The organism is Nonomuraea sp. NPDC023979 (assembly GCF_040639085.1).
Taxonomy (GTDB): Bacteria; Actinomycetota; Actinomycetes; order Streptosporangiales; family Streptosporangiaceae; genus Nonomuraea; species Nonomuraea ceibae.
Window position 1 is genome coordinate 79,871 of the sequence record NZ_JBEZZG010000018.1, and the last position, 24,853, is coordinate 104,723.

The window sequence follows — 24,853 nt, forward strand, 5'->3', positions numbered from 1 at the left end:
GCTTCAGCCGCCGCTGCTCAGCAGCGCGTCGGCTTCCTCGGCGGCCTTGTCCAGTGCCGTCTTGGCGTCCTCCTGGCCGAGCAGCGCGGCCTGGATGTGCGGCGCGATGAGGCCCATGACCTGGCGGGCCTGCGGGTGGGTGTCGCCGGGGAAGGCGTACTCCAGGGACTTGGCGAACTCCTTGGCCGACTCCGACTGGCCGGGCACGGTGACGTCGGTGCGGGCGGGGAAGAAGCCCGACTCCTTGGCCAGCTCGGCGGCGACCCCGGGCGAGGCCAGGTAGCCGGCGAGCTTCTTGGCGGCGTCCTTGTTCTCGGCGTGCTTGGCGAGCACGACGCCGCCGGGGATGCCGAAGGCGACCCGCTTGCTGCCTTCCAGCGGCAGGCCGATGCCGACGTTCTCCTCGCCGATGGCGGTGCCGAGCTGGACGGCCTGCAGCGCGGTGGCCGCGTGGTACATGGCGGACTTGCCGGACGCCAGCGCGCCGCCCTCGATGTCGTTGCCCTTGCTGGCGGCGTTCTCCGGCAGGCCGCCGGCGGCCTTGAGGTCGAGCAGGAGCTGCAGGCTCGCCACGCCCTCCGGGCCGTTGAAGGCGACGCTCTTGCCGTCGGCGGCGAAGACGGTGCCGCCGTTGGCCCACAGGATGGGGTAGAAGCTCTGGTTCAGGCTGACCTCGGGCTTGCCGGGGTAGTCGAGGACGGCGACCTTCTTGGCGGCCAGCTTGGGCGCGGCGGCCTTGAGCTCGTCCAGCGTCTCGGGGACCTTCTCGACGCCCGCCTCGGCGAACAGCTTCTTGTTGTAGATGGGCGCGGTGATCGTCTGGTAGATCGGGACGCCGTAGAGCTTGCCGTCGACGGTCAGGGCGCTGAGCGAGTTGGGCAGGTAGGCGGCCTTGTCGGCGGCCACCACGTCGTCGACGGGCTCGATGGTGCCCTGCTGGGCGTACTGCGGGATCTGGTCGGGTCCGAGGACGACCAGGTCGAAGCCCTTCTTGGAGACGAGAGCGGTGGTGACCTTCTCCTGGCGGCCCTCCCACGGCTGCTGGTCGACGGTGACGTCGATCGCCGGGTTCTTCGCCTCGAAGTCCTTCTCGACCTTCGCCCAGAACGCCTGGCTCTTGGCCTGGTCGCCGATGACGGGGTACATCCAGAGGGTCACCGTGCTCTTGTCCGACCCGTCGGACGACGATCCGCACCCGGCGGCGGCGACGCTCAGCGCGAGCGCGACGCCCAGGGCCGTTGTCTTCCTCATCGGCGGCATCCTTTCGTTAATACCGGTCCTGACCGAAACCTAGTAACGCGTACTCGGCGCGGTCAATCCCTGATACCTGACCGTGACTACGGGGCGGGCCGAAATTTCAGCATTTCCTGGGCGATGAGGGTGACGTGATCGGGGGTGTAGTTCTCGTTCCAGTCGATGACCAGCAGCGTCTCGGCGACCAGCCGCTCGGCCTCGGGGCACGCGCGGGGGACGTACCCCTCCAAAGGGTAGCGAGACGACCCGTATATCGGCCCTTGCCATACGGGCGCGCGGTTGAGCGGCTCGTCCAGGTATCCGGCCCGCGCCGGTATCCCGGCCTCCCGCAGCCGGGCGGCCAGCTCCGGCGCGCCGCCCCCGGGCAGCACGACGGGGAAGAGCCACCAGGCGTGGCCCTCCGGGCGCGGCAGCCGTACCCCTTCCAGGCCCTCCAGGGCCTCCAGCAGCCGCAGGGCCGTCGCGCGGCGGTCGGCCACCACCCCGGGCAGCTTGGCGAGCTGGGCGCGCGCCACGGCGGCCTGGAGCTCGCTCATGCGGTAGTTCAGGCCGAACGCGGCGTGCGAGCGGCCCGCCGCCCGGTCCCAGCCCTTGTCGGAGAAGAGCCGCATGCGCCGGGCCAGCTCGTCGTCGTCGGTCAGCGTGAGCCCGCCGTCGCCGCAGGTGATGTGCTTCCACTGCTGCAGGCTCAGGCAGGCCACGTCGCCCACGGTCCCGGCGGGCCGCCTCTCCCCCGGCCCGGCGGGCAGCTCGGTCAGCCACGCCTGGGCGCAGTCCTCGATCAGCGCGAGCCCGTGCGCGTCCGCCAGCGCGCGCAGCTCGTCCACCCTGGCCGGGGCGCCGAACAAGTGCACGGCCATGATCGCCCTGGTCCGCGGCCCGATGAGGCGCGCGACGGCGTCCGGGTCGAGATTGCCGTCGGCGGGATCGACGTCGGCGAAGACAGGAACGGCGTTCTGCGCCAAGATGGGGGCCACAGTCCCGAAGTCCGTGATCGGCGTCGTGATGATCTCGTCGCCGGGATCCGGCGCTGCGGCCACGACCGCGAGATGGAGGGCGGCGGTGCCCGAGCTGCACGCGATCGCGTGGCGCACGCCGTGCATGCCGGCGATCTCGCGTTCGAGCGCCCGCGCCTCGGTGCCCCAGACGGAGTTGAGCATGCCCGAGCGGATCACCCGCTCGACGGCCGCCACCTCCTCGTCACCGAGCGTGCGGCCGGCCGCCTCTGCCATGGACGGGAACTTCACAGAGCACCTCACAGGATACGATTGCGGTCTTGACCGTTAATAGCGAGAGGGAGACGTGGGTGGCGATCGTCATCGGTGTCGTCGGTCCGCATGATCTGGTCGACCAGGTCGCGGCCACCTGCGAGGAGCAGCCGGGCCTGAGCGCCCTGCGGCTCGACTACGACCACGAGTCGCAGGCGCCCGCGATCGTGGAGGCGCACGCCACCTCCGTCGAGGGCTGGCTGTTCACCGGCATCGTGCCGTACATGCTCTCCCGCGACGCCGACGCGCTCACCCGCCCCGCCGCGTTCGTCGACTACACCGGCGCGACGCTGCTCAGCGCCCTCGTCCGGCTCCAGCACCGGGGCGTGGACGTGACCCGGCTGTCCATCGACACGCTGTCGGCGGCCGACGTGACCGCCACGTTCGCCGAGGCGGGGCTGCCCACCGAGCAGCTCCGCACGCTGCCCTACCGGCCGGAGATGACGTCGAAGAAGGCCATCGCCTTCCACCGGCGCGGCCCCGCCCACCCGGTGATCACCTGCCTGAGCTCCGTCTACGAGGCGCTGCGCGACGACCCGCACGTGCTGCGGCTGGCCCCCTCCACGCACTCGGTGCGGGTCGCGCTGCGCCAGCTCCTGCTCACCGCCGAAGGGCAGGCGCAGGAGGACGCGCAGATCGCGCTCGGCCTCATCGAGGTGGAGAACGACGAGGGGCTGCTGCGCGAGGCCGCCGCCCTGGGCGGAACCGTCGCCGCCTTCCGGGGCGGCACCCACCTGCTCGTCACCACCCGGGGGCCGCTGCACGACGCCACCGTGGGCTTCACCGGGCTGCCCCTGCTGGCCCGCCTGGCCGGCCAGAACCAGGTGGTGCGGGTCGGCTTCGGCCTGGGCCGCAGCGCCGCCGAGGCCGAGAGCCTGGCCCGCCGCGCCCTGGCCCGCGCCCGCCGCATCGGCGACGTCGCCGCCGTGCTGTCGCTGCGCGCCGACACCGACATCGTGCTGGAGTCGGTGCCGACAGGCCCTGCCGGCGAGCAGAACCTGTCGGTCATCGCCCGCCGCGTCGGCCTGTCGGTGCCCACGCTGGAGAAGCTCCTGGAGGCCCGCGACGCCGCCGGCGACGAGCCGCTGACCACGCGGGAGATCGCCGACCGGCTCGCGGTCCAGCAGCGCACCGCCCGCCGCATGCTGCACCGGCTGGAGCTCGCCGGTCTGGCCGAGCGCACCGGCAACCTGACCAGCGGCTCCAGCGGGCGGCCGCTGACCCTCTACCGGCTGACGCTCTGACACGGCTTCAGGCGAGCCAGCGGGCGAGTCCCTCGGCGACGAAGTCGTCGTCGCGCAGCCACGGGTAGGCCGCCCACACCCGGTCGATCTCCGCGAGCTGGCCCGGCGACAGCTCCTCGGCCGGGTCCAGGCACCAGCGGCCCGCCAGCAGGCCCTGGCGGCGCAGGATCTCGTGGATGCCCGGGATGCAGCCGTGGAAGCCGTTGGCCGTGTCGAAGATGGCCGCGTTGGCGTCGGTGAGGTGGCCGTCGAGCGTGAGCAGGCGGCGCGTGGCCGCGTCGTCGCCCGCGCGGGCCCGCCCGGCCTCCTCCAGCAGCTCCACCGCCCGCCGCACCCACACGGCCCACTGGCCGAGCAGCCCGCCGACGAACTCGACCTCCACCTCGCGCCCGTCCACCACCACCCGGTGCGGGGTGATGAGGTCGGCCAGGATGTGGTCGTCGTTGCCGGTGTAGAGCGCGACCTCGCCGGCGCGCCCGGCCCGCACGACGCCGTGCAGCACGTCGAGCGTGCGGTAGCGGTCGAATGGGGCGACCTTGATGCCGACGACCGACTCGATCGAGGCCAGCCGCGTCCAGAAGTCGCGCGACAGCGGCCGTCCGCCCACGGCGGGCTGCAGGTAGAAGCCGATCACCGGCAGCACCTCGCCCACCGCCCGCGCCCGCTCCACCAGCGCGTCCTCGTCGAGCTCGGCGTACGGGCTCAGCAGGGCCATGTGGTAGCCGAGCGACCTGGCCAGCTCGGCCTCGGCCACGGCCTGGGCGGTGGGCCCGGTCGTGCCCGCCACCATCACCACCTCGCGCTCGAACTCGCCCGCTGTGCGCGCGGCCAGCTCCAGCACCGGCGGCAGCAGGTCCGTGCCGTGCAGGGCGAACTGCGTGGTGTGCACGCCGACCGCCAGGCCGCCCGCGCCGGCCTCGATGTAGTAGCGGGTCAGGGCGCGCTGGCGGCGCTCGTCGAGCGTCCTGCCGGGTGTGAGCGCGAGCGGGTGCGCCGGGATCACCAGCCCGCGCCTGAACAGGTCACGCACCGACGTCTGCGCCTCTGGAGCCGTGCTGAGCACGTTTGTCCCCCTTGTCATGGAAGATGTGGTCCCGCCGGCGCTAGAAACGGCCGTCACGGCGTTCGAACTTCGTGGGCTTGCCCAGCAGCGGGCCGCCGTCCGCCACCCAGCGGGCGATGTGGTCGATCAGCTCCAGCGGCGTGATCTCCGGGTAGCCGAACAGCCGGTGGCAGCGCGAGGCGTTCGACAGCAGCGCCGTCGGGGCCTCCTCGCCGGTGAACACCGGCTCCACGCCCAGCCGCGCGCCCAGCTCCAGCGCGGCCCGCCGTACGGAGATCAGCTCCGGGCCCGTGACGTTGAGCACGTACGGCGGGGTGCCGGCGTGCAGCAGCGAGCGGAGGGTGACCTCGTTGGCGTAGCCCTGCCACACGACGTTGACCTGACCGGTCGTCAGGTCGACGGGCTCGCGGGCGAGCACCTTCTGCGCCAGGTCGACGAGCACGCCGTAGCGCAGCTCGACGGCGTAGTTGAGGCGGATCAGCGCCATCGGGGTGCCGTGCAGCTCCGAGAAGTGCGTCAGCACCCGCTCGCGGCCCAGGCAGCTCATCGCGTAGTCGCCGACGGGCCCGGGCCGGTCGTCCTCGACGCTGCCGCCGCCGGTGACGGGGACGAGCGGGTAGACGTTGCCGGTGGACAGCGCCGCGATGCGGCTGTCACGGAAGCGCTCGGCGATCCGGCCCGGCAGGTACGTGTTGGTGAACCAGGTGGCGTGCTCGCGCCCCTGCGTGCCGAACTTGGCCCCGACCAGGAACACCACGTTCGGCGCTTCCGGCAGGCCGGCCAGCGCCCGCTCGTCGGCCACGTCGGCGCTCACCACGGTGGCGCCCTCGGCGGCGAGCGCGTCGGCCAGGCCGGGCTCGGAGAAGCGCGACACGGCGATGACGCGCTTCTCGCCCCGGGTGGCGTTCAGCGCCAGCCGCACCAGGCTCGGGCCCAGCTTGCCGCCCGCGCCGAGGATCATGATGTCGCCGTCGAGCTTGCCGAGATCCTCCACGAGGCCGGCGCTGGGGCGCGCCAGGCGCTCCTCGAGTTCCGCTGTCGTCCGCACGCGGGGTCCCCCTCTGTCCGTTATTTACGGTCCAGACCGTAACCGTGAGGGAGTCCGCCTGTCAACGGGCGGCGCCGCGACGTCAGACGCTCTCGCGCGCCGCCACCAGAACACCGAGGATCGCCCGCGTCTCCGCCCACGGCACCGGGCTCGGCGCGCCGCCCGCCATCTCCAGGAACGCCTCGATCGTCCCCGCGTAGCCGAGCCCCCGCACCGGATCGTCCCCCGCCTCGATCACCACGTGCTCGTCGCCGCCCCGGCGGTGCACGGTCACGCCGTAGCGCTCCTCGTCACTCACCCCGATCACCTCGACCACGCCGGTCACCCCGCTGTCCCACCGCAGCGCCATCACCCCGGTGTCCTCCGACCGCAGCGTCCCGTAGTGCCGCGTCGCGGCCGCCGCCCCCGCCAGCCGCACCCCCGGCCCGAGCAGCGCCACCAGCAGCTCCACCCCGTGCACGCCCATCGTCACCAGCGTCCCGCCGCCCTCCGACGGGGTGTCCTGCCAGGCGTTGTAGCCGGTCGCCCACAGGCCCACGTCATGCCGTACGGTCGCGCGCACCGACAGCACGTCCTCCCCGTCCGCCTTCACCCCGGCGAACGCCGGCGCGAACCGCAGCACCGAACCCGACATCACCCGGTCGTGGATCGGCAGCCGGTCCAGCCGGTCGAGCTGCTCCCGCGTCGCCGCCGCCGGCTTGTTCACGAAACACGCCGCCCCGGTCTCCAGCACCGCCGCCAGCGCCTCAGGCACCTGCGGGTTCGGCACCGTCAGCACCACCCCGTCAGGGCCGTGCTCCAGCGCCTCCGCCAGGCTCCCCGCCACCCGCGCCCCCGGGTGCTCCGCCGTGAAGCGCCGCAACCGCTCGGCGTCCGGCTCCCACACCACCAGCTCGGCATGCCGGGCCAGCGTGCGGGCATCGGTGTAGGGATGGCTGGTGGCGAGCCCGGCGAGAGTGATGCGCACGGCGTGCTCCAAGAGTGTCAGAGGGTACGAAACGCAGCCCATCATGACAGCCCGGCAACCCAGGTGACACTGCGTACGCGGACGGGTACGCTTTCCTTGCCGCCCATCGCCGATGGGACCGGAAGTGAGCCCGGGTGGACTGCCGGACGACAGGAGCCCGGGCTTTGCGCTGTCCGGCCTCAGCCGACGGTCACGTAGACCATCTCCATCCCGGCGCCGAGCCCCTCCCAAAGCTCCGTCCGTCCCGCGGCGGCCAGCGACGCGGCGCCCGCCACCACGTCGGGCAGCCAGGTCAGCGGCTCCTCGACGGCAGGCACCCAGAGCGCCCGCAGCCTCGGGCTGATGGCGTGACGGATGCGCAGGACGTCGATCAGGTCCCGGTCAGCCGCGTCGAGCCCGGGCCCGCGCGACTCGAAGAAGATCTCCAGCACCGGCCGTCGCCCGAGTTCCCAGAGCAGGTGCTCCATGCACTTGCGGCGCGCCCGCTCCTGCCTCCTGGCGTCGAGGCCGGTGCCCACGACGACGAGCGCGGAGGGCCGCAGCTCCGCCACCGCCTCGACGATCAGCGTCCGCCGTTTGGCGTTCTCGTCACGCCAGTGGAGCCGCCGCTGCCGGCGAAGCAGCAGTTCACGGAGGGCGGCCCGATGGCACTCGGCCCGGGCCGGCGGGACGAGCACGGCGGCCATCAGGTAAAGGCCATGGGAGAACCGCATCGACTCGTCGACGTACGCGGAGAACGGGGGGTTCACGAGCGCTCATGCTAGCCCCGCCCCTCACGTAACGTGACGATCTCCCTACAGTTCGTCGACCTCCGCGAACGTGCGCCCGCCCGAGAGGCGGGGGTAGCCGGGGCCGCGGTCGAAGAAGCGGTCGGACGGGGGCCGCAGGCGGGCACGGAGCTCGGCGGTGCCCTGCTCGTCGATGCGGTCGCCGTCGAGGACGACGCCGTAGTCGCCGAGGGCGCCGGCGATCGACACCTTGCCGTCGCGGACGTCGGCGGCGACGGCGCGCGGGTCGCGGTCGTAGGGGGAGCCCCAGCCGCCGCCTCCGGTGGTGCGGATGCGGATGAGCTCGCCGGCCTGCACCGGGTGGTCGTCGACCAGCCCCTCCATCTCCTTGCCGGCGATCTCGACGCGGAAGGGGCGCCCGGCGAGGCCGCCGTTGACGCCCCAGCAGGACAGGATGGACCGGTCGGCGATGGACATGTAGGAGGCGTCGCGCAGCATGCGGATGTGCTTGTCGTAGCCGAGGCCGCCGCGGAACATGCCGGGCCCGCCGGAGTCGCAGGCCAGCCCGAGCCGCTCCACCCGGAACGGCCAGCGCGCCTCGGCGAACTCGACGGGGATGTTGCGCGAGTCGGGCACGACGTGGATGGTGTCCTCGCCGTCGGCGTACCAGCGTCCGCCGGAGCCGCCGCCGAGCACCTCGCGCATGAGGTAGGGGCCGTCGTCGCCGATGCCGTGCACGCCGGTGTAGCGGATGGTCTCCTGGTCGGCGGGCATGCGTCCGCCGGTGGCCTTGGCGAGCACCCCGGCCAGGACGCCGAGCAGCCGCAGGATGACGAACGTGCGGGCGTTGGTGGGCGCGGGGAAGACCGGGGTGAGCAGCGTGCCCTTCTCCGGGAAGATCATCTTGATGAGGGGGACGACGCCCTCGTTGACGTCCAGCTCGGCCATGCGCTCGGGCGTGTCGGCCAGGTTGCGCAGCACGGGCGCGAGCCACTTCTTCAGGAAGACGCCGTCGGCGTAGTCGCCCGCGTGGTTGATCGGGCCCTTGGCCTGGGGTGAGGTGCCGGTGAAGTCGATGGTGAGCGGCGCCTCGGCGGCGTGGTCGACGGTCAGCGTGATGCGCTGGGCGTGCAGGCGCGGCTCGTCGACGCCGTCGTGCTCGGCGTAGTCCTCCCAGGTGTAGGTGCCCTCGGGGATCTTGGCCAGGAGTTCGCGGCGGAACGTCTCGGTCGTCTTGCCGATGATGGCGTCGAAGCACTCCTCGACCGCCTGCCTGCCGTAGCGCCCGAACAGCTCGGCGAGGCGGCGGGCGCCCATGAGGCAGGCCGAGCACTCGGCGTCGAGGTCGCCGGCCAGCGAGTCGGGCATGCGGGAGTTGCGCGTCATGATGCGCAGCGCGGCCTCGTTCGGCACGCCCTGGTCCCACAGCTTGATCGGCGGGACCATCAGCCCCTCCTCGTACACCGAGCGGGCGTGCGAGGGCATGGAGCCGGGCACCGAGCCGCCGATGTCGTCGTGGTGGCCGAACGCCTGCACGAACGCCACCACCTCGCCGTCGTGGAAGACGGGCACGGTGACGCACAGGTCGGGCAGGTGGCCGATGCCGCCTTCGGACAGGTAGACGTCGTTGTGGAAGTACACGTCGCCGGGCTTCATCGTCTCGACGGGGAAGTCGCGGACGACCGGCTGCACGAGCGCGCTGTAGGAGCGGCCGGTGAGCTTGCGCAGCCGTACGTCGTGGATGCCGGCGCGGAAGTCGTGCGCGTCGCGGATCATCGGCGAGCGGGCCGTGCGCGCGATGGCGGTCTCGACCTCCTTCTCCACGGAGGCGAGCGTGCCCTCGACGATCTCCACGAGGATCGGGTCAGTCACGCCGCACCTCCAGGTTGCCGTATTCGTCCACCTTCGCGGAGAAGCCGGGATGGATCGGGATGGTGGACCCGTACTCCTCGATGACGGCGGGCCCGGCGACGACCGTGCCGGCCTCCAGCGCGGCGCGCTGGTGGACCGGGGTGTCGTGCGCCTCCTCGAAGTGGACGCTCCTGCTCGCCTCGACGGGCTCGATCCGCCGGTACGGGTCACGCCGGATGACCGGGCGGGTGATGGGGCCGATGCCGGAGACGCGCAGGTTGACCCATTCGACGCCGTGGCGCGCGTCGTCGCGGTAGGCGTAGCCGTACAGCTTCTCGTGGGCGTCGTGGAAGCGGGCCACGACCTGCTCGCGCCACTGCTCGTCCAGCGGCCCGGCCGGGGCGGGGACCCGCACCTCGTAGGCCTGGCCGTAGTAGCGCAGGTCGGCGCTGCGGACGTGGACGGGCTCGTCGAAGCCCTCGCGGTCGAGCGCCTCGGCGGCCTCGCCCTCCAGCTCGCCGAAGATCCTGGCGGCCGTGGCCAGGTCGAGGTCGCGGGTGACGCAGGTACGCACGTAGTCGTTCTTGACGTCGACGGTGAGCAGGCCGAACGCCGAGACGTTGCCCGGCTCGGGCGGGACGATGACGGCGGGCAGGCCGAGGATGTCGATGAGCCGGCAGGCCAGCAGCGGCCCCGAGCCGCCGAACGTCACCAGCGGGAAGTCGCGCACGTCGAGGCCGCGCTTGACGGTGAGCTGCCGGATCGCGTTGCTCTGGTTGAACGCGCTGATCTCCAGGATGCCCGTCGCCGTGCGCTCGGGGGTGAGCCCGAGCTTGTCGGCCAGCGCCTCGACGCCCATCCGGGCGGCGTCGTAGTCGAGCGGGATCTCGCCGCCGAGCAGGTGCGGCGGGATGCGGCGCAGGTAGACGTGCGCGTCGGTGACCGTCACCTCGGTGCCGCCCCGGCGGTAGCAGAGCGGGCCCGGGTCGGCGCCGGCCGAGCGGGGGCCGACCTTGAGCGTGCCCTCGGGCGAGATCCAGGCGATCGAGCCGCCGCCCGCGCCGACGGTCACGATGTCGATCATCGGGACCTTGCACGGGTAGCGGCCGACGGACCCCTCGGTGGTGACGGACGGCTCGCCGTCGATCACCACGGCCACGTCGGTCGAGGTGCCGCCGCCGTCCAGCGTGATCACGGACGGGTGCCCGGCGTTGGCGGCGATCAGGCTCGCGCCGAGCGCGCCCGCCGCCGGCCCCGACAGGACCGTGGTGACGGGCTGGTGGACGACCTCGCGCGCCGACAGCACGCCGCCGTTGGACTTCATCACCGAGAACGGCTTGCCCAGGCGGCTCGACAGGTTGGCGATGTAGGCGCGCATGGCCGGTTTGACCGCCGCGTCGACCAGCGTGGTGACGGCGCGCTCGTACTCGCAGTATTCACGCAGCACGTCGCTGGACAGCGACACCACGGCCTCGGGGTGCTCGCGGGCCAGCACCTCGCGCATGCGCCGCTCGTGGGCCGGGTTGGCGTAGGAGTGCAGGAAGCACACGCCGATCGCGGTCACGCCCCGGGCCCGGAACCAGCGCGCCACCTCGGCGGCCTGCTCCTCCGAGAACGGCCGCACCTCGGCGCCTCGGTGGTCCAGCCGGCCGCCGACGGTCTTCACCAGGTGCACGGGGACGATCCGGGGAGGCTTGACCCAGAAGTACGAGTTGCCGTAGCCGTCGGGAACGCTCTGCCGGCCGATCTCCAGGAGGAACTCGAAGCCCTCCGTGGTGATCAGGCCCAGGTTGGAGATCCGGTCTTCCAGGAGCTGGTTCGTCGCCACGGTGGTGCCGTGCACGATCGAGGCGACGTCGAGCTCGCCCAGCCTGGCGACGCCCGTGAGGAAGCCGTCTGCCGGGTTGGCGGGGGTGGAGGGGGTCTTGGTCGTGACGATCTCACCGGTCTGCTCGTCCACCGCCACCACATCGGTGAACGTCCCGCCGGTGTCGACTCCGATACGGACGCTGCGCATGGCTCCTCTAGCTTCGGCGACGGCCGAGCACTTCGTCGATGACCTTGGGCGCGTTCTCGGTGCCGACGTAGGCGGCGAGCCGGACGACCATCTCCTGTGCCTTGGACAGCTCGGCCTCGACCCTGGCCTTCCCCGACTGGCCCGCCTGCACGCCGAAGTAGGCGCCGATGATGGTGCCGATCACCCCGGCCACCCCGGCGAACAGCGCGGCGAGCTCCCCGGTGGCGAACACGGCGGCGCCGAACGCGACGAGGACGGCCACGATGCCGGTCACGACCACGAAGAAGCCGTACCGCCACCGGGCGGCGTCAGCCTGCGCGGCGGTGACCTCGTCGGGGGTCATCATCGCGTCGAGCGACGGGGGTTTGTCATGGACCACGGTTCCTCCTGATACTCCAGAGGAGAAATGTCCCACGAGGTCATGGAACAAGCCAAGCCGCTAAGGTGGCACCCCGTGACTGAATCGTCTGCCCTGTCTCCTGTGCCGCCGGGTGCTCGTGATGCCGTGCTGAAGTTCTATTTCGGGCCGATGGACTGCGGCAAGTCCACGCTGGCGTTGCAGATGAACTACAACCACGGCCGCCAGGGCAGGCGCGGCCTGGTGCTCACCAAACACGACCGGTCCGGCGGGCCGCGCGTCACCAGCCGCATCGGGCTCGGCCTGGAGGCGATCGAGGTGGACGACTCGCTCGACCTGGTGGCGCTGGTCGGCGCGCACGACAAGATCGACTATCTGATCTGCGACGAGGCGTGCTTCTACACCGTCGAGCAGATCGAGCAGCTCGCCGACCTGGTCGACGAGCACGGGATCGACGTGTACGCGTTCGGGCTCGCCTCGGACTTCCGGTCGGTGATGTTCCCGGCGGCGCAGCGGCTGTTCGAGCTGGCCGACGAGGTGTGCCGGCTGCAGGTCGAGGTGCTGTGCTGGTGCGGCAGGCCCGGCCTGCTCAACGCCCGCGTCGTGGGCGGCGAGCTGGCGCGCACCGGCGAGCAGGTCGTCATCGGCGACACCGACGCCTCCCCGGTGCGCTACCAGGTGCTGTGCCGCCGTCACCACCGCGCCGGCCTGCTCGGCGAGGGCACCACGGCCCTCACCCCCGCCGCCGCCGGTCAGACGGCGCAGTAGCCGTCGTCGTCGCACCCGTCGCCGGGGGTGGCGAGCTGCGTGATCGGGGTCTGCCCGGTACGCGCCGCCACCTCGTCGACGGCGGCCGCGAACGTCTCCACGGGCTGCGCCCCCGACACCGCGAACTGCTCCTCGAACAGGAACAGCGGCACCCCGGTGATCCCGAGCCGCGCGGCCCGCGCCACCTGCTCGCGCACCGCGTCCGCGCCCTCGCCGGTGTCGCGCACGCCCGTCTCGGCGGCCAGCTTCGCCAGCACCTGCGGGTCGCCGACGTTCAGCCCGTCGGTGAAGTGCGCCCGGAACAGCCGCCCGGTCATCTCCTCCCCCAGGCCCTGCCCGGTGGCGACCTCGACGAGCCGGTGCGCCTCGAACGTGTTGGCGCTGATCGCCTGGTCGAAGCGCATGTCGAGGCCGTCCTCGGCGCCGGCGGCGGTGACCCGGGAGGTCATCTGCGCCACGTTCGGGCCGAACTTGCGCTCCAGCGCCGGAATCAGCGGCTCGCCCTCGGCCGGGGCGTCCGGGTTGAGCTGGTACGGGCGCATCGTCACGTCGATGACCCCGCCCTTGGCCCGGAACGCCTCAGCGGCACGGGCGAACCGGGTGTGCCCGATATAGCACCAGGGGCAGACGATGTCAGAGAAAATCTCAACCTTCACGCCCAACCACAACCACACCCCCGCCCCGCTGATTCCAGCCCCCGCCCGGACCGGCGGTGTCAGCCGGAGGCCAGCTCCTCCAGGCGGTACGGCAGGTAGGCCGAGCCGTCGACGAGCGCCGACGCGCCACGCCACCAGCCGAACCACTCGCCGCTGCGCCACATCCAGTCGACCCGCTCGATCGCCGCCACCACGTCCCCGACGCTCTCCCACCGCTCCCCGAGCTGCGCCGCCGTCGCGCCGTGCCGCAGCGCCCAGTCACGCAGGATCCGCACCGCCTCCGCCTCGACCGGCCGCGCGTACGGGTCCGGCTCCTCGCCCGGCAGCCGGTGCGGCCCGAGCCCGGCCGCCACCCCCCAGCTCCACTGCGCCTCGGCGGGCCGCGAATAACGCAGCGAGTGGAAGTCCAGGTTGGAGCCCAGCTCCTCGTCGGGACGCCGCGTGACGACCGCGTCCAGCCTCCCCCCGGCGTCGAAGTGCACCACCAGCCGCTGCCCCGGCCGCACCCCCTCGGGCAGCGCGAAACGGTCCTCGGCATGCCAGGAGTTCAGGTCCACCTCGGCGACCGGCTTGCCCCACAGCGCGTCGGCGGCGTCGTCGGACGCCCACGCGGCCAGCATCTCCAGCGCCGTCAGGTCGGTCCACGGCTCGATCGCCACGGCCGTGCGCAACACCTCGTCCGGCGCGGGCAGCTTCCCGCCCCTGGGGCGCGTCCACCACTCCACGCCCAGCTCCCGCGTGCCGACCAGCAGCGCGGCGATCGCCGCCAGCTCCGCCGACCGCCGCGTCAGCGACGCGCCCAGGACCAGCCCGAGACACCGCTCGCACCGCTCCTCGCCGACCACCGGACGCGCCTCGGCCACCAGCGACCCGGCGGTCGGGCGATCGTCGCCCAGCAGGTTGCGGATCACTCGTCTGGCCTCGGTCCTGGCGTCTTCAGCGTGTGCCTGCCGCATACCGCCACGCTACGCCCGGAGATCCTTTTCCGCGAGAGTCCACCCTGCACACAAACCCACCGGTCACCCCGCCACCGCGGGCCCGAGGGTGGGCGGCCCCCCGGGGGGTCAGCGGCGGGAGCGGCCGAAGAGCCAGCCGACGGCGGCGCTGCCGAGTGCGACGCCCGCGCCCATGCCGAACGCGGCCAGCATCACCCAGGGCCGCGTCTCGGCGGGCTGTCTGGCGGGACGTTCGTAGACGGGGGGCGCCGGGGCCGGGGGGTGGGCGCCGTTGGGGGACGGGAGTTCGCCGGTGGCCACGGCCTCGGGTGCGGGGGCGTCCGGGGCCCCGGCGGTGCGGAGGTGCCGGTCGACGGCGGTGAAGAAGTCACCGGCGGTGCGGCGGGCGACGGAGCCGAGCATGCGCTGCCCGACGCCGCCGATCATGCCGCCGACGACCGCGTCCGCGTCGTAGTCGACGCGGGTGCCGCCGTCCACCTCGCTGAGGCGTACGCGGACGGTGGCGTCGACCGTGCCGGGCGCGCCCTGGCCGCGGGCGCGCAGGACGAAGGTCTCGGGCGGCGAGGGGTCGGCGAGCGCGACCTCGCCCCGGTAGACGCCCTTGAGCGAGGCGACCCCGGCGTTGACGGTCATCCGGTACGTGTCGGGCCCGGTCTCCTCCAGGCGCTCGCAGCCCGGGATGGTGCGCACGAGCACCGCCGGATCCTGCAGGGCGGCCCACACGCGGTCTCTGTCGACGCCGATCACGGCGCTGCCTGCGACTTTCACACCGCCACTCTAGAAAGCCGCCGGCCCCGGCGATAAGGGCAACACCTGACCAACGCGGATTGCGTACGTGGTGATCGGGACTGGCAGGATGGTGCGGCATGTACGGGGGACGGGCGCGGCGGGGCGCGGCGATCGCCGCGGTGCTGCTGATGGCGGGGTGCGCGGCGGAGCCGGCGCGGCAGGACGGCGGCGCGGCGCGGGAGAGCGGCGCGGCACGCAAGCCGGCGACGGCCGGGACGAGGACGCCGGGCCCGCAGGGGGTGGCGCCGAGGCCGGGCGAGGTGGGGCGGATCCGGGCGTCGGGCGGGCTGCCGCCGGTGGTGAGCTCGATCCCGACCAGGCGCAAGGTCGTGTTCCTGACGATCGACGACGGCTGGGAGCAGGATCCGGGGTTCGTGAGGCAGATCCGGGAGGAGCGGATCCCGATGACCGCGTTCGCGATGCGGGACGCGGTGGAGGCGGAGGGGACGCCGGACCAGTCGGGCGGCGAGGCACGCTTCGTCGGCGCGGGCAAGTGGGGATATTTTCGGCAGTTGCGCGACGCGGGCGTCCCGATCGAGAACCACACGCTCACCCACCCCGACCTCAGCCGGATGGGCTACGACGCCCAGCGCCGGGAGATCTGCGGCGCCTCCACGCTGATCCGCAAGCAGACCGGCGCCCGGCCGACCCTGTTCAGGCCGCCGTTCGGCGCGTACAACTCCGCCACCCTGCGCGCGGCCGGGAGCTGCGGCATCGACGCCGTGCTGCTGTGGACCGCGACCGTCCAGCCGGGCGGCAAGATCGCCTACCAGGTGCCCGACAAGCGGCTGCGCCCGGGCGACATCCTGCTGATGCACTTCCGCCCCAATCTGGCCAGGGACTTCCGGATCCTGGTCAAGAAGATCAAGCGCCGCGGCTACGAGCTGGGCGACCTGCGGGCGTACCTGGACGCCGCCGTCCGTCCCGGGGCGTAGCGGGCGGTCCGCCGCGCGGGTGACGCGCCCGGCGGCGGCGCTCCGGCATCGTTGAACGGCCTGATGGGGGCGCGTTGTGACGAAGATCGCATCGCATTGCTCTACGGCTTGTAGTACTACTTCAAGTAGACGCACTACAGGCTGTAGAGCTAACGGACGCGGTGAGGGGAAATGGACGCACTGGATCTCGCACGGTGGCAGTTCGGGGTGACCACCGTCTACCACTTTCTGTTCGTGCCGCTGACGATCGGCCTGGGCGTCTTCGTGGCCGGGCTGCAGACCGCGTGGCATCGCACCGGCAAGGAGCAGTACCTGCGGCTGACGAAGTTCTTCGGGAAGCTGTTCCTGATCAACTTCGCGATGGGCGTGGTCACCGGCATCGTGCAGGAGTTCCAGTTCGGCATGAACTGGTCGGAGTACTCGGTGTTCGTCGGCGACGTGTTCGGGGCGCCGCTGGCGATGGAGGCGCTGCTGGCGTTCTTCATGGAGTCGACGTTCCTGGGCCTGTGGATCTTCGGCTGGGACCGGCTGCCCAAGCGGGTGCACCTGGCGACGATCTGGGCGGCGGCGATCGGCTCGAACATCTCCGCCTACTTCATCCTGGCGGCCAACGCGTGGATGAAGCACCCGGTCGGCTACGAGGTCGTCGACGGCAAGGCCAGGATGACCGACCTGTGGGCGGTGCTGACCAACTCCACCGCGCTGGCGCAGGTGCCGCACGTGGTCGGGGCGGCGTTCGTGGTGGCCGGCGGGTTCGTGCTGGCGGTGTGCGGCTACTGGCTGCTGCGCACCAAGGAGGACATGTGGCGCAGCGCGGCGCGCGCCGCGCTGGTCATGACGGCGATCGCGGGCGCGGTCGTGGCCCTCACGGGCGACACCTCCGCCAAGCTCATGTACGAGCAGCAGCCGATGAAGCTGGCCGCGGCCGAGGGCCTGGAGCGCGACACGGCCGGGGCGCCGTTCTCGATCGCGCCGGGGATCGAGATCCCCAAGGTGCTGAGCTTCCTGTCCACCAACGACCCGGACGCCGTCGTCCAGGGCACCGAGGACCTGCAGGCGCGCTTCGAGAAGGAGTTCGGCCCCGGCGACTACCGCCCCGACGAGACCGTCGTGTTCTGGTCGTTCCGGGTGATGATCGTGTTCGGGATGGCGACGGTCGGACTGTCGGTGCTGGGACTGTGGCTGATGCGGCGCAGGCGGGAGATGCCGCGCTGGCTGGCCAGGGCGCTGCTGTGGGCGCTGCCGCTGCCGCTGCTGGCGGTGACCGCCGGATGGCTGCTCAGCGAGGTGGGCCGCCAGCCGTGGACGGTCGCGGGCGAGCTGCTGACCGCCTCCAGCGTCTCCCCCGGCGTCTCGCTCGCCGAGGTCGCGACCTCACTTGCGATCTTCACGCTGGTGTACGGGGCGCTGACCGTGGCCGAGATCGTGCTGCTGGCCAGGCACGTGCGCAAGGGCCCGGACGAGCACGAGCCCGTCCCAGCCGCCGAGCGGCGCGAACCGTCCCTGATGTACTGAGGAGCTGGTCATGATCGATCTGTGGTTCGTCATCATCGCCTTCCTCTGGACGGGCTACTTCGTCCTGGAGGGCTTCGACTTCGGCGTGGGCCTGCTGGCCCCGTTCGTCAGCCGGACGCCGGCCGAGCAGCGGCAGGCCCTGCAGACGATCGGCCCGGTGTGGGACGGCAACGAGGTGTGGCTGATCACCGCCGTCGGCGCCATGTTCGCCGCCTTCCCCGCCTGGTACGCGGGCATGTTCAGCGGCTTCTACATCCCGGTCATGCTGGTGCTGCTCGGGCTGATCGTGCGCGGGGTGGGCCTGGAGTGGCGCGGCAAGGTGGCCAAGCCGTTCTGGTGCGACCTGGGCATCACGGTCGGCAGCGCGCTGCCCGCGTTCGTGTGGGGCACGGTCTTCGCCGACCTGCTGTTCGGCAGCGCGACGGCGGCGCTGATGGGCGGCGTGTTCTCGCTGGCGGTGTGCCTGCTGCACGGCGCGGTGTTCCTGGCGCTGCGCACCGACGGGCCGGTGCGGCGGCGCGCCAGGACCGCCGCGCTGGCCGTGAGCGTCGTGGTGGTCCCGGTGGCCGTGGTCGCGCTGTCGGCGGTGGGCACGATCCCGGCGCTGGCCGCGATGGGGGCCGTGGCGGCGGCGACGGCGCTGGTGTGGCGGCGCCGCGAGGGCTGGGCGTTCACCGCGATGGCGGCGGCGCTGGTGCTGGTGTCGGTGGCGGTGTTCACCGAGCTGAGGGGCGCGCCGCTGCCGGGCCTGACGCTGGCCGAGGCGGCCTCCGGGCCCTACACGCTGACGATGCTGAGCTGGATCGGGCTGATCGCGCTGCCGTTCGTGCTCGGCTACCAGGGGTGGACGTACTGGGTGTTCAGGAAGCGCGTCACGCTCCCGGTGGTCAGTAGCCCGCCGCGGGCGACTGTGTGACACGGTCGCCCGCCGCGGGCGACTGTGTGACGCGGTGGTCCGACAGGTGCAGGTCGCCGTCGAGCGGTTCCTGCAGCTTGCGCAGGACCTTGAGGTCGGCCAGCACCGTCCACAGCGGCCCCACCAGGTGCGGCTTGTACTCGGGGGCGGTGTCCATCCAGGCGTTCTTGCCCTCCTCGGTGACGAACGTGCTGACGAAGAAGCGGCCGGCCTCGGTCTTGCAGTAGCCGGTGCGGATGTCGGCGGCGTCGACCTGCATCCGGGGCGTGCAGCCGACCTTGGCGGCGAGCTGCTCCACGGTGAGGGGGGCGGCGGGCTCGGGGTTCGGGACGCCGCCGCCCTCGGCGCCGGGCGCGCACGCGGCGGCGAGCCCGGCCAGCAGCGCGAGGGCGGCCAGACATGGACGAGTCTTCATGTGCGGAGGTACGCACAGGCGGGCGGCCCGGTTCAGCGCGCGATGGTTCAGCGCAGGATGACGCAGCCCCGGGCGGCCAGCTCGCGCAGCACCGGCGGGTCGCCGTCGAGCTTGTTCCAGCGCAGGTCCAGCTTGTCCACGTACGGCAGGCGTTCCGGGAGGTCGCGCAGCCGGTTGTTGCGCAGGTCGAGGTGGCTGAGCCGGTCCAGCTTGGCCAGCTCGGCGGGCACGGCGCGCAGGTGGTTGTCGCGCAGGTCGAGCGTCCGCAGCTCGGCCAGCTCGCCGACGGAGGCGGGCAGCGCGGTCAGCCGGTTGCCGCGCAGGTGCAGCTCGCGCAGCCGGGTCAGGCCGCCGATGCTCTCGGGCAGCTCCGTCAGCTGGTTGTCGTAGAGCCGCAGCTCCACCAGCGACGCCATCCGGCCGATCGTGGCGGGGAGCCGGGTGAGCCGGTTGCCGGTCAGGTTGAGGTAGCCCAGCCGGTCGAGCCTGCCGAGGGTGTCGGGGACCTCGGTGAGGCCGTTGTCGCTGGCGTACAGGTAGTCGGTGAGGGGCAGCTCGCCCAGCTCGGGCGGCAGCGCGGTGAGCCGGTTGTGGCCCAGGTCGAGCATGCGCAGCCGGGTCAGGCGGGCGACGGCGGGCGGGATCGACGTCAGCGCGTTCTCGGCCAGGTTGAGCGATTCGAGCCGGGTCAGCTCCCACACGGCGCCGGGCACGGCGCTCAGCCGGTTGCCGCCGACGGCCAGGTGGCGCAGGCCCGGAGGGAGCCGGTCGGGGATGGCCTCGACGGCGTTGCCGTACAGGAAGAGGCTCTCCAGCCCCGGCGGGCAGGCGGGGAACGCGGTGAGCGCGTTGCCGTCGAGGTGGAGCTCGCGCAGCGCGGCGAGCCCCGACAGGTCGGGCAGCGAGCGCAGCCGGTTGCCGTCGAGCCGCAGCTCCTCCAGCGCGGTCAGCCCGGTCACGCTCGCGGGCAGCTCGGTCAGCTCGTTCCAGGCCAGGTCGACGACGCGGGCGCCGGCGGGCAGGGCGGGGGGCGCGGTCAGGCCCGCGGCGGGCGCGCGCAGCTCGCTCACGCGCCCTCGCGCAGGTGGAAAAGGTCGGACGGGGAAAGCGGCATGCGGTCGATGCTAATGCCTTCGGCGTCCTCGACCGCCGAGGCGATCACCGCCGACACCGGGATGACGCCCGCCTCGCCCGCGCCCTTGATGCCGAGCGGGTTGAGCGGCGACGGCGTCTCCAGGTGGCCGGTCTCGATGGGCGGGATCTCGGTCGCGTACGGCATGAGGAAGTCCATGAACGAGGCGTTGAGCAGCTGCCCGTCACCGTCGTAGGCCATCCGCTCGTACAGGGCGCCGCCGATGCCCTGCGCCACTCCCCCGTGGATCTGCCCCTCGACGATCATCGGGTTGATCAGCCGCCCGCAGTCGTGCACGACGGCGTAGCGCACGACCTTGATCTCGGCGGTCTCCGGGTCGGTCTCGACGACGGCCGCGTGCATGCCGGCGGCGAACGTGGACCGGATCGGCGAGTAGTAGCCGCGCCCCTCCAGCCCCGGCTCCTCGCCCGGCTCGACCGGCGGCCGGTCGGGCGACGCGGCCCCGGCGAACTGGGTGGCGCGGGCCGTCTCCTCGTCGAAGGCGTAGCGCAGCGGGTTGGCCAGCACCGCCACCGTGGCCAGCGGGATCGACGCCGACGGCGCGCCCACGACGTGCACGAGCCCGTCGGTGACGGTCAGGTCGGCCGGGTCGGCCTCCAGCGCGGCGGCGGCGACGCGCAGCGCCTTGGCGCGCACCTCGGCGCAGGCCAGCGCGATCGCGTTGCCGCTCATCACGGCGGCGCGCGAGGCGAACGTGCCGACGGCGTAGCCGAAGCGGCGGGTGTCGCCGGTGACGACGGAGACCCGCTCGACGGGCACGCCCAGCTCGGTCGCGGCGATCTGGGCGAACGCGGTCTCGTGGCCCTGCCCCTGCGAGGTGAGCCCGGTGGAGACGTGCACCCGCCCGTCGGAGGTGATCTGCACGTGCCCGCCCTCGTACGGGCCGACGCCGGTGCCCTCGACGTAGCAGCCGATGCCGATGCCCCGGCCGGGCGCCCGCTCGAAGGAGTCCCAGCCGATCAGCTCCTTGATCATGCGCAGCATCTCGGGGTAGTCGCCGCTGTCGTAGACGAGCGGGCGGCCGTCCTGGAAGGTCAGGCCCTGGTCGTACGGGAACTCCTCCGGCCGGATCAGGTTGGCCGCCCGCACCTCGGTCCGGTCCTTGCCCAGGTACCGGGCGATCTTGTCCATGGTCCGTTCCATGCAGAACACGCCCTGCGGCCGCCCCGCCCCCCGGTACGGCGTGACCTGGACGGTGTTGGTGTAGACGGCGGTGAACTCGACCCGGTACGCCCCGATCCGGTAGGGCCCGAGGAGCTGCGTGGACGTGACGATCGGCACGATGATCCCGTACGGCGTGTAGGCGCCGTGGTCGTGCAGGATCGACACGTCCAGCCCGAGCACCCGCCCCTCGTCGTCGAACCCGACCCGCACCCGGTGCACCTGGCCGCGCTCGTGGGCGGCTGCGACGAAGTGCTCACGCCGGTCCTCGGCCCACTTGACCTCCCGGCCGAGCAGCATGGCCGCCCACGGCACCAGCAGCTCCTCCGGCCACGGGTGCACGATCTTGACGCCGAACCCGCCGCCCACGTCGGGGGCGATGACCTCGACGTGCGGCAGCGGCAGCTCCAGCGCGGCGGCGATGGCCATGCGGACGCTGGTGGAGGTCTGGGTGCTGGAGTAGACGCGCAGGTCGGCGCCGTCCCAGCGGGCGTAGACGCCGCGGCCTTCGAGCGGCATGCTCGCGCTGCGCTCGATGTCGAGCCGGAAGGAGAGCGTGTGCGGGGCCGCGGCGATCGCGTCGGCGGCGCTCCGGCCGCCGGCCGACGGCACCTCCTGCACCAGGTGGGCGCCGACGTTGCCGGGCACGTCGGCGTGCACGAGCCGGTCGCCGCGCGCGGCCTCCTCCAGCCCGGCGACGGGTTCGAGCACCTCGTAGTCGACCTCGATGAGCGCGCAGGCGTCCTCGGCCAGGTAGCGGTCCTCGGCGACGACCATGACGACGGGCTCGCCGACGTGGCGGACGACGTCGCGGGCCAGCGGGCGGGCGGTGCGGCCGTGGGTGAGCGCCGGGTGCGGGATGAGCAGCGGCAGCGGCCTGCCGATCCGCTCGGGCAGGTCCTCCCAGGTGTAGACGGCGACGAGGCCGTCGACGTCAAGGGCGCCGCTGACGTCGATGTCGCGGATGCGGGCGTGCGCGTGCGGCGAGCGGACGAACGCGGCGGCGAGCGCGCCGGGGCCGAGATCGTCGAGGTAGCGGCCCTGCCCGGTGAGCAGCCTGGGGTCCTCCCTGCGCGGCATCGGCTCGCCGAACAGCCGGGTGCTCATGACTCCTCCGCCATGAGCTCGGCCGCGCGGTGCACGGCCTTGACGATGTTGCGGTAGCCGGTGCAGCGGCACAGGTTGCCCGAGATGCCCTCGGTGACCTGTTCGTCGGTGGGCGCCGGGTGCTCGCGCAACAGCGCGGTCACCGTACACAGGAAGCCGGGGGTGCAGAAGCCGCACTGGAGCGCGTGGCACTCGGCGAAGGCCCGCTGGACGGGCGAGAGCCCGCCGGGGCCTGCCAGCCCCTCGACGGTGGTGATGTCGCGGCCGTCGACGGTGACGGCGAGCGTCAGGCAGGAGCGGACGGGCTCGCCGTCGAGCAGCACCGTGCAGCAGCCGCACACGCCGTGCTCGCAGCCGACGTGGGTGCCGGTCAGGCCCAGGTCGTGGCGCAGGCAGTCGGACAGCAGCCGCCTGCCGGGCACCCGGGCGCGGCGTGCGACGCCGTTCACCACCAGCGTGATCTCGTGCGGGGACGCTGCTCGCCCGTCGGTCATGCCGCCGCCTCTCTCGCCGTCCGTTCGGCCCGCTCGGCCGCCTGCCGTGCCAGCACGCCGACGAGATGCAGCCGGTACGCGGCGCTGGCGTGCACGTCGCCGTCCGGCTCCGCCCGCTCACGCGCGGCGTCGGCGGCGCTCTTCCAGTCGGCGCCCAGGTCCACCACGAGCGGCACGGGGCCGACGCCGATGCAGGCCAGCCGTGCCGAGGCGACGCGCAGGTCCCCGTCCAGCGTGACGACGGCGCAGACGCCGGCCAGCGCGTAGTCGCCGTGCCTGCGGGAGACCTCGGCGAAGGCGGTGCCGGTGCGCGGCGGCAGCGCCGGGAAGTGCGCCGACACGGCCAGCTCCCCGGGCCGCAGCGCCGACTCCATCGGGCCGGTGAAGAACTCGGCGGCGGGCACGTCCCTGGGGGCGGCGCCCGCGCGGGCCACCCGCACCGAGCCGCCGAGCACGGCCAGGACCGCGGGCAGCTCGGCGGCCGGGTCGGCGTGCGCGAGGCTGCCCACGACGGTGCCCCGGTTGCGGATCACCGGATGGGCGACCAGGCGCAGCGCCTGGCCGAGCAGCGGATGGACGCCGGCCCGCGCCACCCGGGCATGGCGGGCCAGCGCGCCGACGGTGACGCCGCCCGGCCCGGCCTCGACCGTGTCGAGCTCGGTGAGGCGGTTGATGTCGATGACGTGCTCGGGGGCGGCCAGGCGCATGTTGAGCATCGGGATGAGGCTCTGGCCGCCGGCGAGCACCTTGCCGCGCGGCCCCGCCTCGGCCAGGATCTCCAGGGTCTCGCCGACGTCGCGGGGCGCGTGGTGGACGAACGGGGGCGGCTTCACCCGGCTTCGCTCCCGGCAGGCGCGGGGGTGCGGCGGGCGATGACGCGCAGCAGGTGCCAGCCGCCCACCACCACGATGGTGCCGAGCGCGATGCCCTCCAGCCTGAAGTCGCCGCTGATCATGTGCTTCACCGGTCCGATCGCCAGGATGATTCCCGCGCCGATCGGGACCATGTTGACCGGGTCCGCGAAATCGACCCGGTTCTCGATCCAGATCTTCGCCCCGAGCAGCCCGATCATGCCGTAGAGGATCACGGTGACGCCGCCGAGCACGCCCGCGGGCGTCGCGGAGACCAGCGCCCCGAACTTGGGCACCAGCCCGAACGCGATCGCGATGAGGCCCGCGATGTAGTAGGCGGCCGTGGAGTAGACCTTGGTGGCGGCCATGACGCCGATGTTCTCGGCGTAGGTGGTGGTGGGCGAGCCGCCGACGGCGCTGGTGACCACGGTGGCGAGTCCGTCGGCGGCGACGGCGCGGCCCACGTACGGGTCGACGTCGGTGCCCGTCATCTCGCCGACGGCCTTGACGTGGCCGATGTTCTCGGCGACGAGCGCGATGACCGCGGGCAGCACCAGCAGGACGGCCGAGGCCTCGAAACCGGGCCAGTGGAAGTCCGGCCAGCCGAACCACGGCGCCTGCGCCACCTTGCCGAGGTCGACGCGGAAGTGCGCCGCGACCTGGACGGCGCCGTCGTCGTAGGCGGGCACCATGCCGAACAGCCGGTCGGCCGCCCACGAGAGCGCGAAGCCCGCCACGAGCCCGACGAGGATGCCGATCCGGCCGAGGAACCCCTTGAACGCCACCACGACCACGAACGTGATCAGCATCGTGACCAGCGCCATCCACTGGTCCTGCGGCCAGTAGACGTCGGCCACCACGTACGCCAGGCCGAACCCGATGAGCATGACCACCGCCCCGGTGACCACCGGCGGGAACACCCGGTTGATCACCCGGACGCCGAGGAAGTGCACCGCCAGCCCCACCAGCGCCAGCACGAGCCCGGCCACCAGGATCGCCCCGGTGACGATCGCGTCGGCCCCGGCCGTGTCGCCGCCGAACAGCGCCCGCACGGCCAGCACCCCGCCCACGAACGACGCGCTGGTGCCCAGGTAGCTGGGCACCTTCCCCTTCACGATCAGCAGGAACAGGATCGTCGCGACCCCGGACATCATGATCGCCACGTTCGGGTCGAGCCCCATGACGAGCGGGAAGACGAACGTCGCCCCGAACATCGCCACCACGTGCTGGGCCCCGAACCCGGCCATGCGGGGCCAGCTCAGCCGCTCGTCAGGCCGTACGACCTCGCCGGGAGCCAGATGTCTGCCGTCGCCGTGTCTGGTCCATCTCAGAGCCATGC

The 24,853-nt window shown here is 72.8% G+C and carries 23 protein-coding genes; 5 read left to right on the forward strand and 18 right to left on the reverse strand.

Annotated features, from left to right (window positions below; translation table 11 throughout):
- Positions 1-3: 3 nt before the first annotated feature.
- Together AB0G11_RS28210 and AB0G11_RS28215 are read right to left on the reverse strand one after the other, a co-directional pair.
- Positions 4-1,251, reverse strand: a complete 1,248-nt coding sequence (locus AB0G11_RS28210) for an extracellular solute-binding protein (RefSeq protein WP_357589471.1) — start codon at positions 1,249-1,251, stop codon at positions 4-6.
- 86 nt (positions 1,252-1,337) lie between these two features.
- Positions 1,338-2,486 carry a DegT/DnrJ/EryC1/StrS family aminotransferase gene (locus AB0G11_RS28215; RefSeq protein WP_357589473.1) on the reverse strand — a complete coding sequence of 383 codons (1,149 nt, stop codon included), beginning with the start codon at positions 2,484-2,486 and terminating at the stop codon, positions 1,338-1,340.
- Between the two features lie 44 nt (positions 2,487-2,530).
- On the opposite strand from AB0G11_RS28215, the gene AB0G11_RS28220 reads away from it, so the two are divergent.
- Entirely contained in the window at positions 2,531-3,766 is a 1,236-nt protein-coding gene (locus tag AB0G11_RS28220; RefSeq protein ID WP_357589475.1) for a hypothetical protein, read from the forward strand.
- A 7-nt stretch (positions 3,767-3,773) separates the two neighbouring features.
- Here AB0G11_RS28220 and AB0G11_RS28225 read toward each other — a convergent pair whose 3' ends face one another.
- The 7 genes from AB0G11_RS28225 to AB0G11_RS28255 form a co-directional block, all read right to left on the reverse strand.
- Entirely contained in the window at positions 3,774-4,847 is a 1,074-nt protein-coding gene (locus AB0G11_RS28225) for a dihydrodipicolinate synthase family protein (protein ID WP_246645131.1), read from the reverse strand.
- Positions 4,848-4,869: 22 nt separating this feature from the next.
- Positions 4,870-5,877 (reverse strand): NAD-dependent epimerase/dehydratase family protein, encoded by a 1,008-nt coding sequence (locus AB0G11_RS28230; protein WP_219506676.1) that lies wholly within the window; start codon positions 5,875-5,877, stop codon positions 4,870-4,872.
- A gap of 82 nt (positions 5,878-5,959) precedes the next feature.
- Positions 5,960-6,844 (reverse strand): Gfo/Idh/MocA family oxidoreductase, encoded by an 885-nt coding sequence (locus AB0G11_RS28235; protein WP_357589477.1) that lies wholly within the window; start codon positions 6,842-6,844, stop codon positions 5,960-5,962.
- Between the two features lie 179 nt (positions 6,845-7,023).
- Complete coding sequence (locus AB0G11_RS28240) at positions 7,024-7,593, reverse strand: hypothetical protein (RefSeq protein WP_219506678.1); 570 nt, start codon at positions 7,591-7,593, stop codon at positions 7,024-7,026.
- A 45-nt stretch (positions 7,594-7,638) separates the two neighbouring features.
- Positions 7,639-9,444, reverse strand: a complete 1,806-nt coding sequence (locus AB0G11_RS28245; RefSeq protein WP_219506679.1) for a hydantoinase B/oxoprolinase family protein — start codon at positions 9,442-9,444, stop codon at positions 7,639-7,641.
- Complete coding sequence (locus AB0G11_RS28250; RefSeq protein WP_357589479.1) at positions 9,437-11,440, reverse strand: hydantoinase/oxoprolinase family protein; 2,004 nt, start codon at positions 11,438-11,440, stop codon at positions 9,437-9,439. The genes AB0G11_RS28245 and AB0G11_RS28250 overlap by 8 nt, the downstream gene beginning before the upstream one ends.
- Positions 11,441-11,447: 7 nt before the next feature.
- The gene (locus tag AB0G11_RS28255; RefSeq protein WP_219506681.1) at positions 11,448-11,819 is read right to left on the reverse strand and encodes a hypothetical protein; all 372 of its coding nucleotides are present in this window, start codon (positions 11,817-11,819) and stop codon (positions 11,448-11,450) included.
- Between the two features lie 126 nt (positions 11,820-11,945).
- Between AB0G11_RS28255 and AB0G11_RS28260 the strand changes: the two genes are divergently transcribed.
- Positions 11,946-12,566: a thymidine kinase gene (locus AB0G11_RS28260; protein WP_219506682.1), complete on the forward strand. Its 621-nt coding sequence runs from the start codon at positions 11,946-11,948 to the stop codon at positions 12,564-12,566.
- Here the strand turns inward: AB0G11_RS28260 and AB0G11_RS28265 are convergent.
- From AB0G11_RS28265 to AB0G11_RS28275, 3 genes are all read right to left on the reverse strand, one after another.
- Positions 12,551-13,222 carry a DsbA family oxidoreductase gene (locus AB0G11_RS28265; protein ID WP_357589481.1) on the reverse strand — a complete coding sequence of 224 codons (672 nt, stop codon included), beginning with the start codon at positions 13,220-13,222 and terminating at the stop codon, positions 12,551-12,553. The two genes, AB0G11_RS28260 and AB0G11_RS28265, sit on opposite strands and share 16 nt — an antisense overlap.
- 59 nt (positions 13,223-13,281) lie before the next feature.
- Positions 13,282-14,178 (reverse strand): hypothetical protein, encoded by an 897-nt coding sequence (locus AB0G11_RS28270; RefSeq protein WP_219506684.1) that lies wholly within the window; start codon positions 14,176-14,178, stop codon positions 13,282-13,284.
- 108 nt (positions 14,179-14,286) lie between these two features.
- A complete protein-coding gene (locus AB0G11_RS28275) occupies positions 14,287-14,946 on the reverse strand; it encodes a carbon monoxide dehydrogenase subunit G (protein ID WP_219506686.1) in 660 nt (219 codons plus the stop codon).
- Positions 14,947-15,044: 98 nt separating this feature from the next.
- On the opposite strand from AB0G11_RS28275, the gene AB0G11_RS28280 reads away from it, so the two are divergent.
- The 3 genes from AB0G11_RS28280 to cydB all read left to right on the forward strand — a co-directional run bounded on the left by AB0G11_RS28280 (position 15,045) and on the right by cydB (position 18,333).
- A complete protein-coding gene (locus tag AB0G11_RS28280; RefSeq protein WP_357589483.1) occupies positions 15,045-15,902 on the forward strand; it encodes a polysaccharide deacetylase family protein in 858 nt (285 codons plus the stop codon).
- Positions 15,903-16,073: 171 nt separating this feature from the next.
- Positions 16,074-17,417: a cytochrome ubiquinol oxidase subunit I gene (locus AB0G11_RS28285; RefSeq protein WP_219506688.1), complete on the forward strand. Its 1,344-nt coding sequence runs from the start codon at positions 16,074-16,076 to the stop codon at positions 17,415-17,417.
- A gap of 10 nt (positions 17,418-17,427) precedes the next feature.
- On the forward strand, positions 17,428-18,333 hold the full coding sequence (cydB, locus tag AB0G11_RS28290; protein WP_219506690.1) for a cytochrome d ubiquinol oxidase subunit II: 906 nt from the start codon (positions 17,428-17,430) through the stop codon (positions 18,331-18,333).
- On the opposite strand, the gene AB0G11_RS28295 is transcribed toward cydB, so the two are convergent.
- Genes AB0G11_RS28295 through AB0G11_RS28320 form a run of 6 tightly spaced genes read right to left on the reverse strand, consistent with a single transcriptional unit; the run spans position 18,305 to position 24,851 of the window.
- Entirely contained in the window at positions 18,305-18,748 is a 444-nt protein-coding gene (locus tag AB0G11_RS28295) for a hypothetical protein (RefSeq protein ID WP_219506692.1), read from the reverse strand. The genes cydB and AB0G11_RS28295 overlap by 29 nt on opposite strands.
- Positions 18,749-18,795: 47 nt before the next feature.
- Positions 18,796-19,818 (reverse strand): leucine-rich repeat domain-containing protein, encoded by a 1,023-nt coding sequence (locus AB0G11_RS28300; RefSeq protein WP_308125815.1) that lies wholly within the window; start codon positions 19,816-19,818, stop codon positions 18,796-18,798.
- A complete protein-coding gene (gene cutA, locus AB0G11_RS28305; protein WP_357589484.1) occupies positions 19,815-22,169 on the reverse strand; it encodes an aerobic carbon-monoxide dehydrogenase large subunit in 2,355 nt (784 codons plus the stop codon). Before cutA ends, AB0G11_RS28300 begins: the two co-directional genes overlap by 4 nt.
- The gene (locus AB0G11_RS28310) at positions 22,166-22,663 is read right to left on the reverse strand and encodes a (2Fe-2S)-binding protein (protein ID WP_357589486.1); all 498 of its coding nucleotides are present in this window, start codon (positions 22,661-22,663) and stop codon (positions 22,166-22,168) included. The genes cutA and AB0G11_RS28310 overlap by 4 nt, the downstream gene beginning before the upstream one ends.
- Positions 22,660-23,496: an FAD binding domain-containing protein gene (locus AB0G11_RS28315; protein WP_357589488.1), complete on the reverse strand. Its 837-nt coding sequence runs from the start codon at positions 23,494-23,496 to the stop codon at positions 22,660-22,662. Before AB0G11_RS28315 ends, AB0G11_RS28310 begins: the two co-directional genes overlap by 4 nt.
- Positions 23,493-24,851 (reverse strand): solute carrier family 23 protein, encoded by a 1,359-nt coding sequence (locus AB0G11_RS28320; protein ID WP_219506700.1) that lies wholly within the window; start codon positions 24,849-24,851, stop codon positions 23,493-23,495. The genes AB0G11_RS28315 and AB0G11_RS28320 overlap by 4 nt, the downstream gene beginning before the upstream one ends.
- Positions 24,852-24,853 lie beyond the last annotated feature (2 nt).

Coding starts and splice junctions, on each gene's coding strand:
- AB0G11_RS28210 (WP_357589471.1), bottom strand. CDS start 1,251: ATGAGGAAGACAACGGCCCTGGGCGTCGCGCTCGCGCTGAGCGTCGCC.
- AB0G11_RS28215 (WP_357589473.1), bottom strand. CDS start 2,486: ATGGCAGAGGCGGCCGGCCGCACGCTCGGTGACGAGGAGGTGGCGGCC.
- AB0G11_RS28225 (WP_246645131.1), bottom strand. CDS start 4,847: ATGACAAGGGGGACAAACGTGCTCAGCACGGCTCCAGAGGCGCAGACG.
- AB0G11_RS28250 (WP_357589479.1), bottom strand. CDS start 11,440: ATGCGCAGCGTCCGTATCGGAGTCGACACCGGCGGGACGTTCACCGAT.
- AB0G11_RS28270 (WP_219506684.1), bottom strand. CDS start 14,178: ATGCGGCAGGCACACGCTGAAGACGCCAGGACCGAGGCCAGACGAGTG.
- AB0G11_RS28280 (WP_357589483.1), top strand. CDS start 15,045: ATGTACGGGGGACGGGCGCGGCGGGGCGCGGCGATCGCCGCGGTGCTG.
- AB0G11_RS28285 (WP_219506688.1), top strand. CDS start 16,074: ATGGACGCACTGGATCTCGCACGGTGGCAGTTCGGGGTGACCACCGTC.
- cydB (WP_219506690.1), top strand. CDS start 17,428: ATGATCGATCTGTGGTTCGTCATCATCGCCTTCCTCTGGACGGGCTAC.
- AB0G11_RS28295 (WP_219506692.1), bottom strand. CDS start 18,748: ATGAAGACTCGTCCATGTCTGGCCGCCCTCGCGCTGCTGGCCGGGCTC.
- cutA (WP_357589484.1), bottom strand. CDS start 22,169: ATGAGCACCCGGCTGTTCGGCGAGCCGATGCCGCGCAGGGAGGACCCC.
- AB0G11_RS28310 (WP_357589486.1), bottom strand. CDS start 22,663: ATGACCGACGGGCGAGCAGCGTCCCCGCACGAGATCACGCTGGTGGTG.
- AB0G11_RS28320 (WP_219506700.1), bottom strand. CDS start 24,851: ATGGCTCTGAGATGGACCAGACACGGCGACGGCAGACATCTGGCTCCC.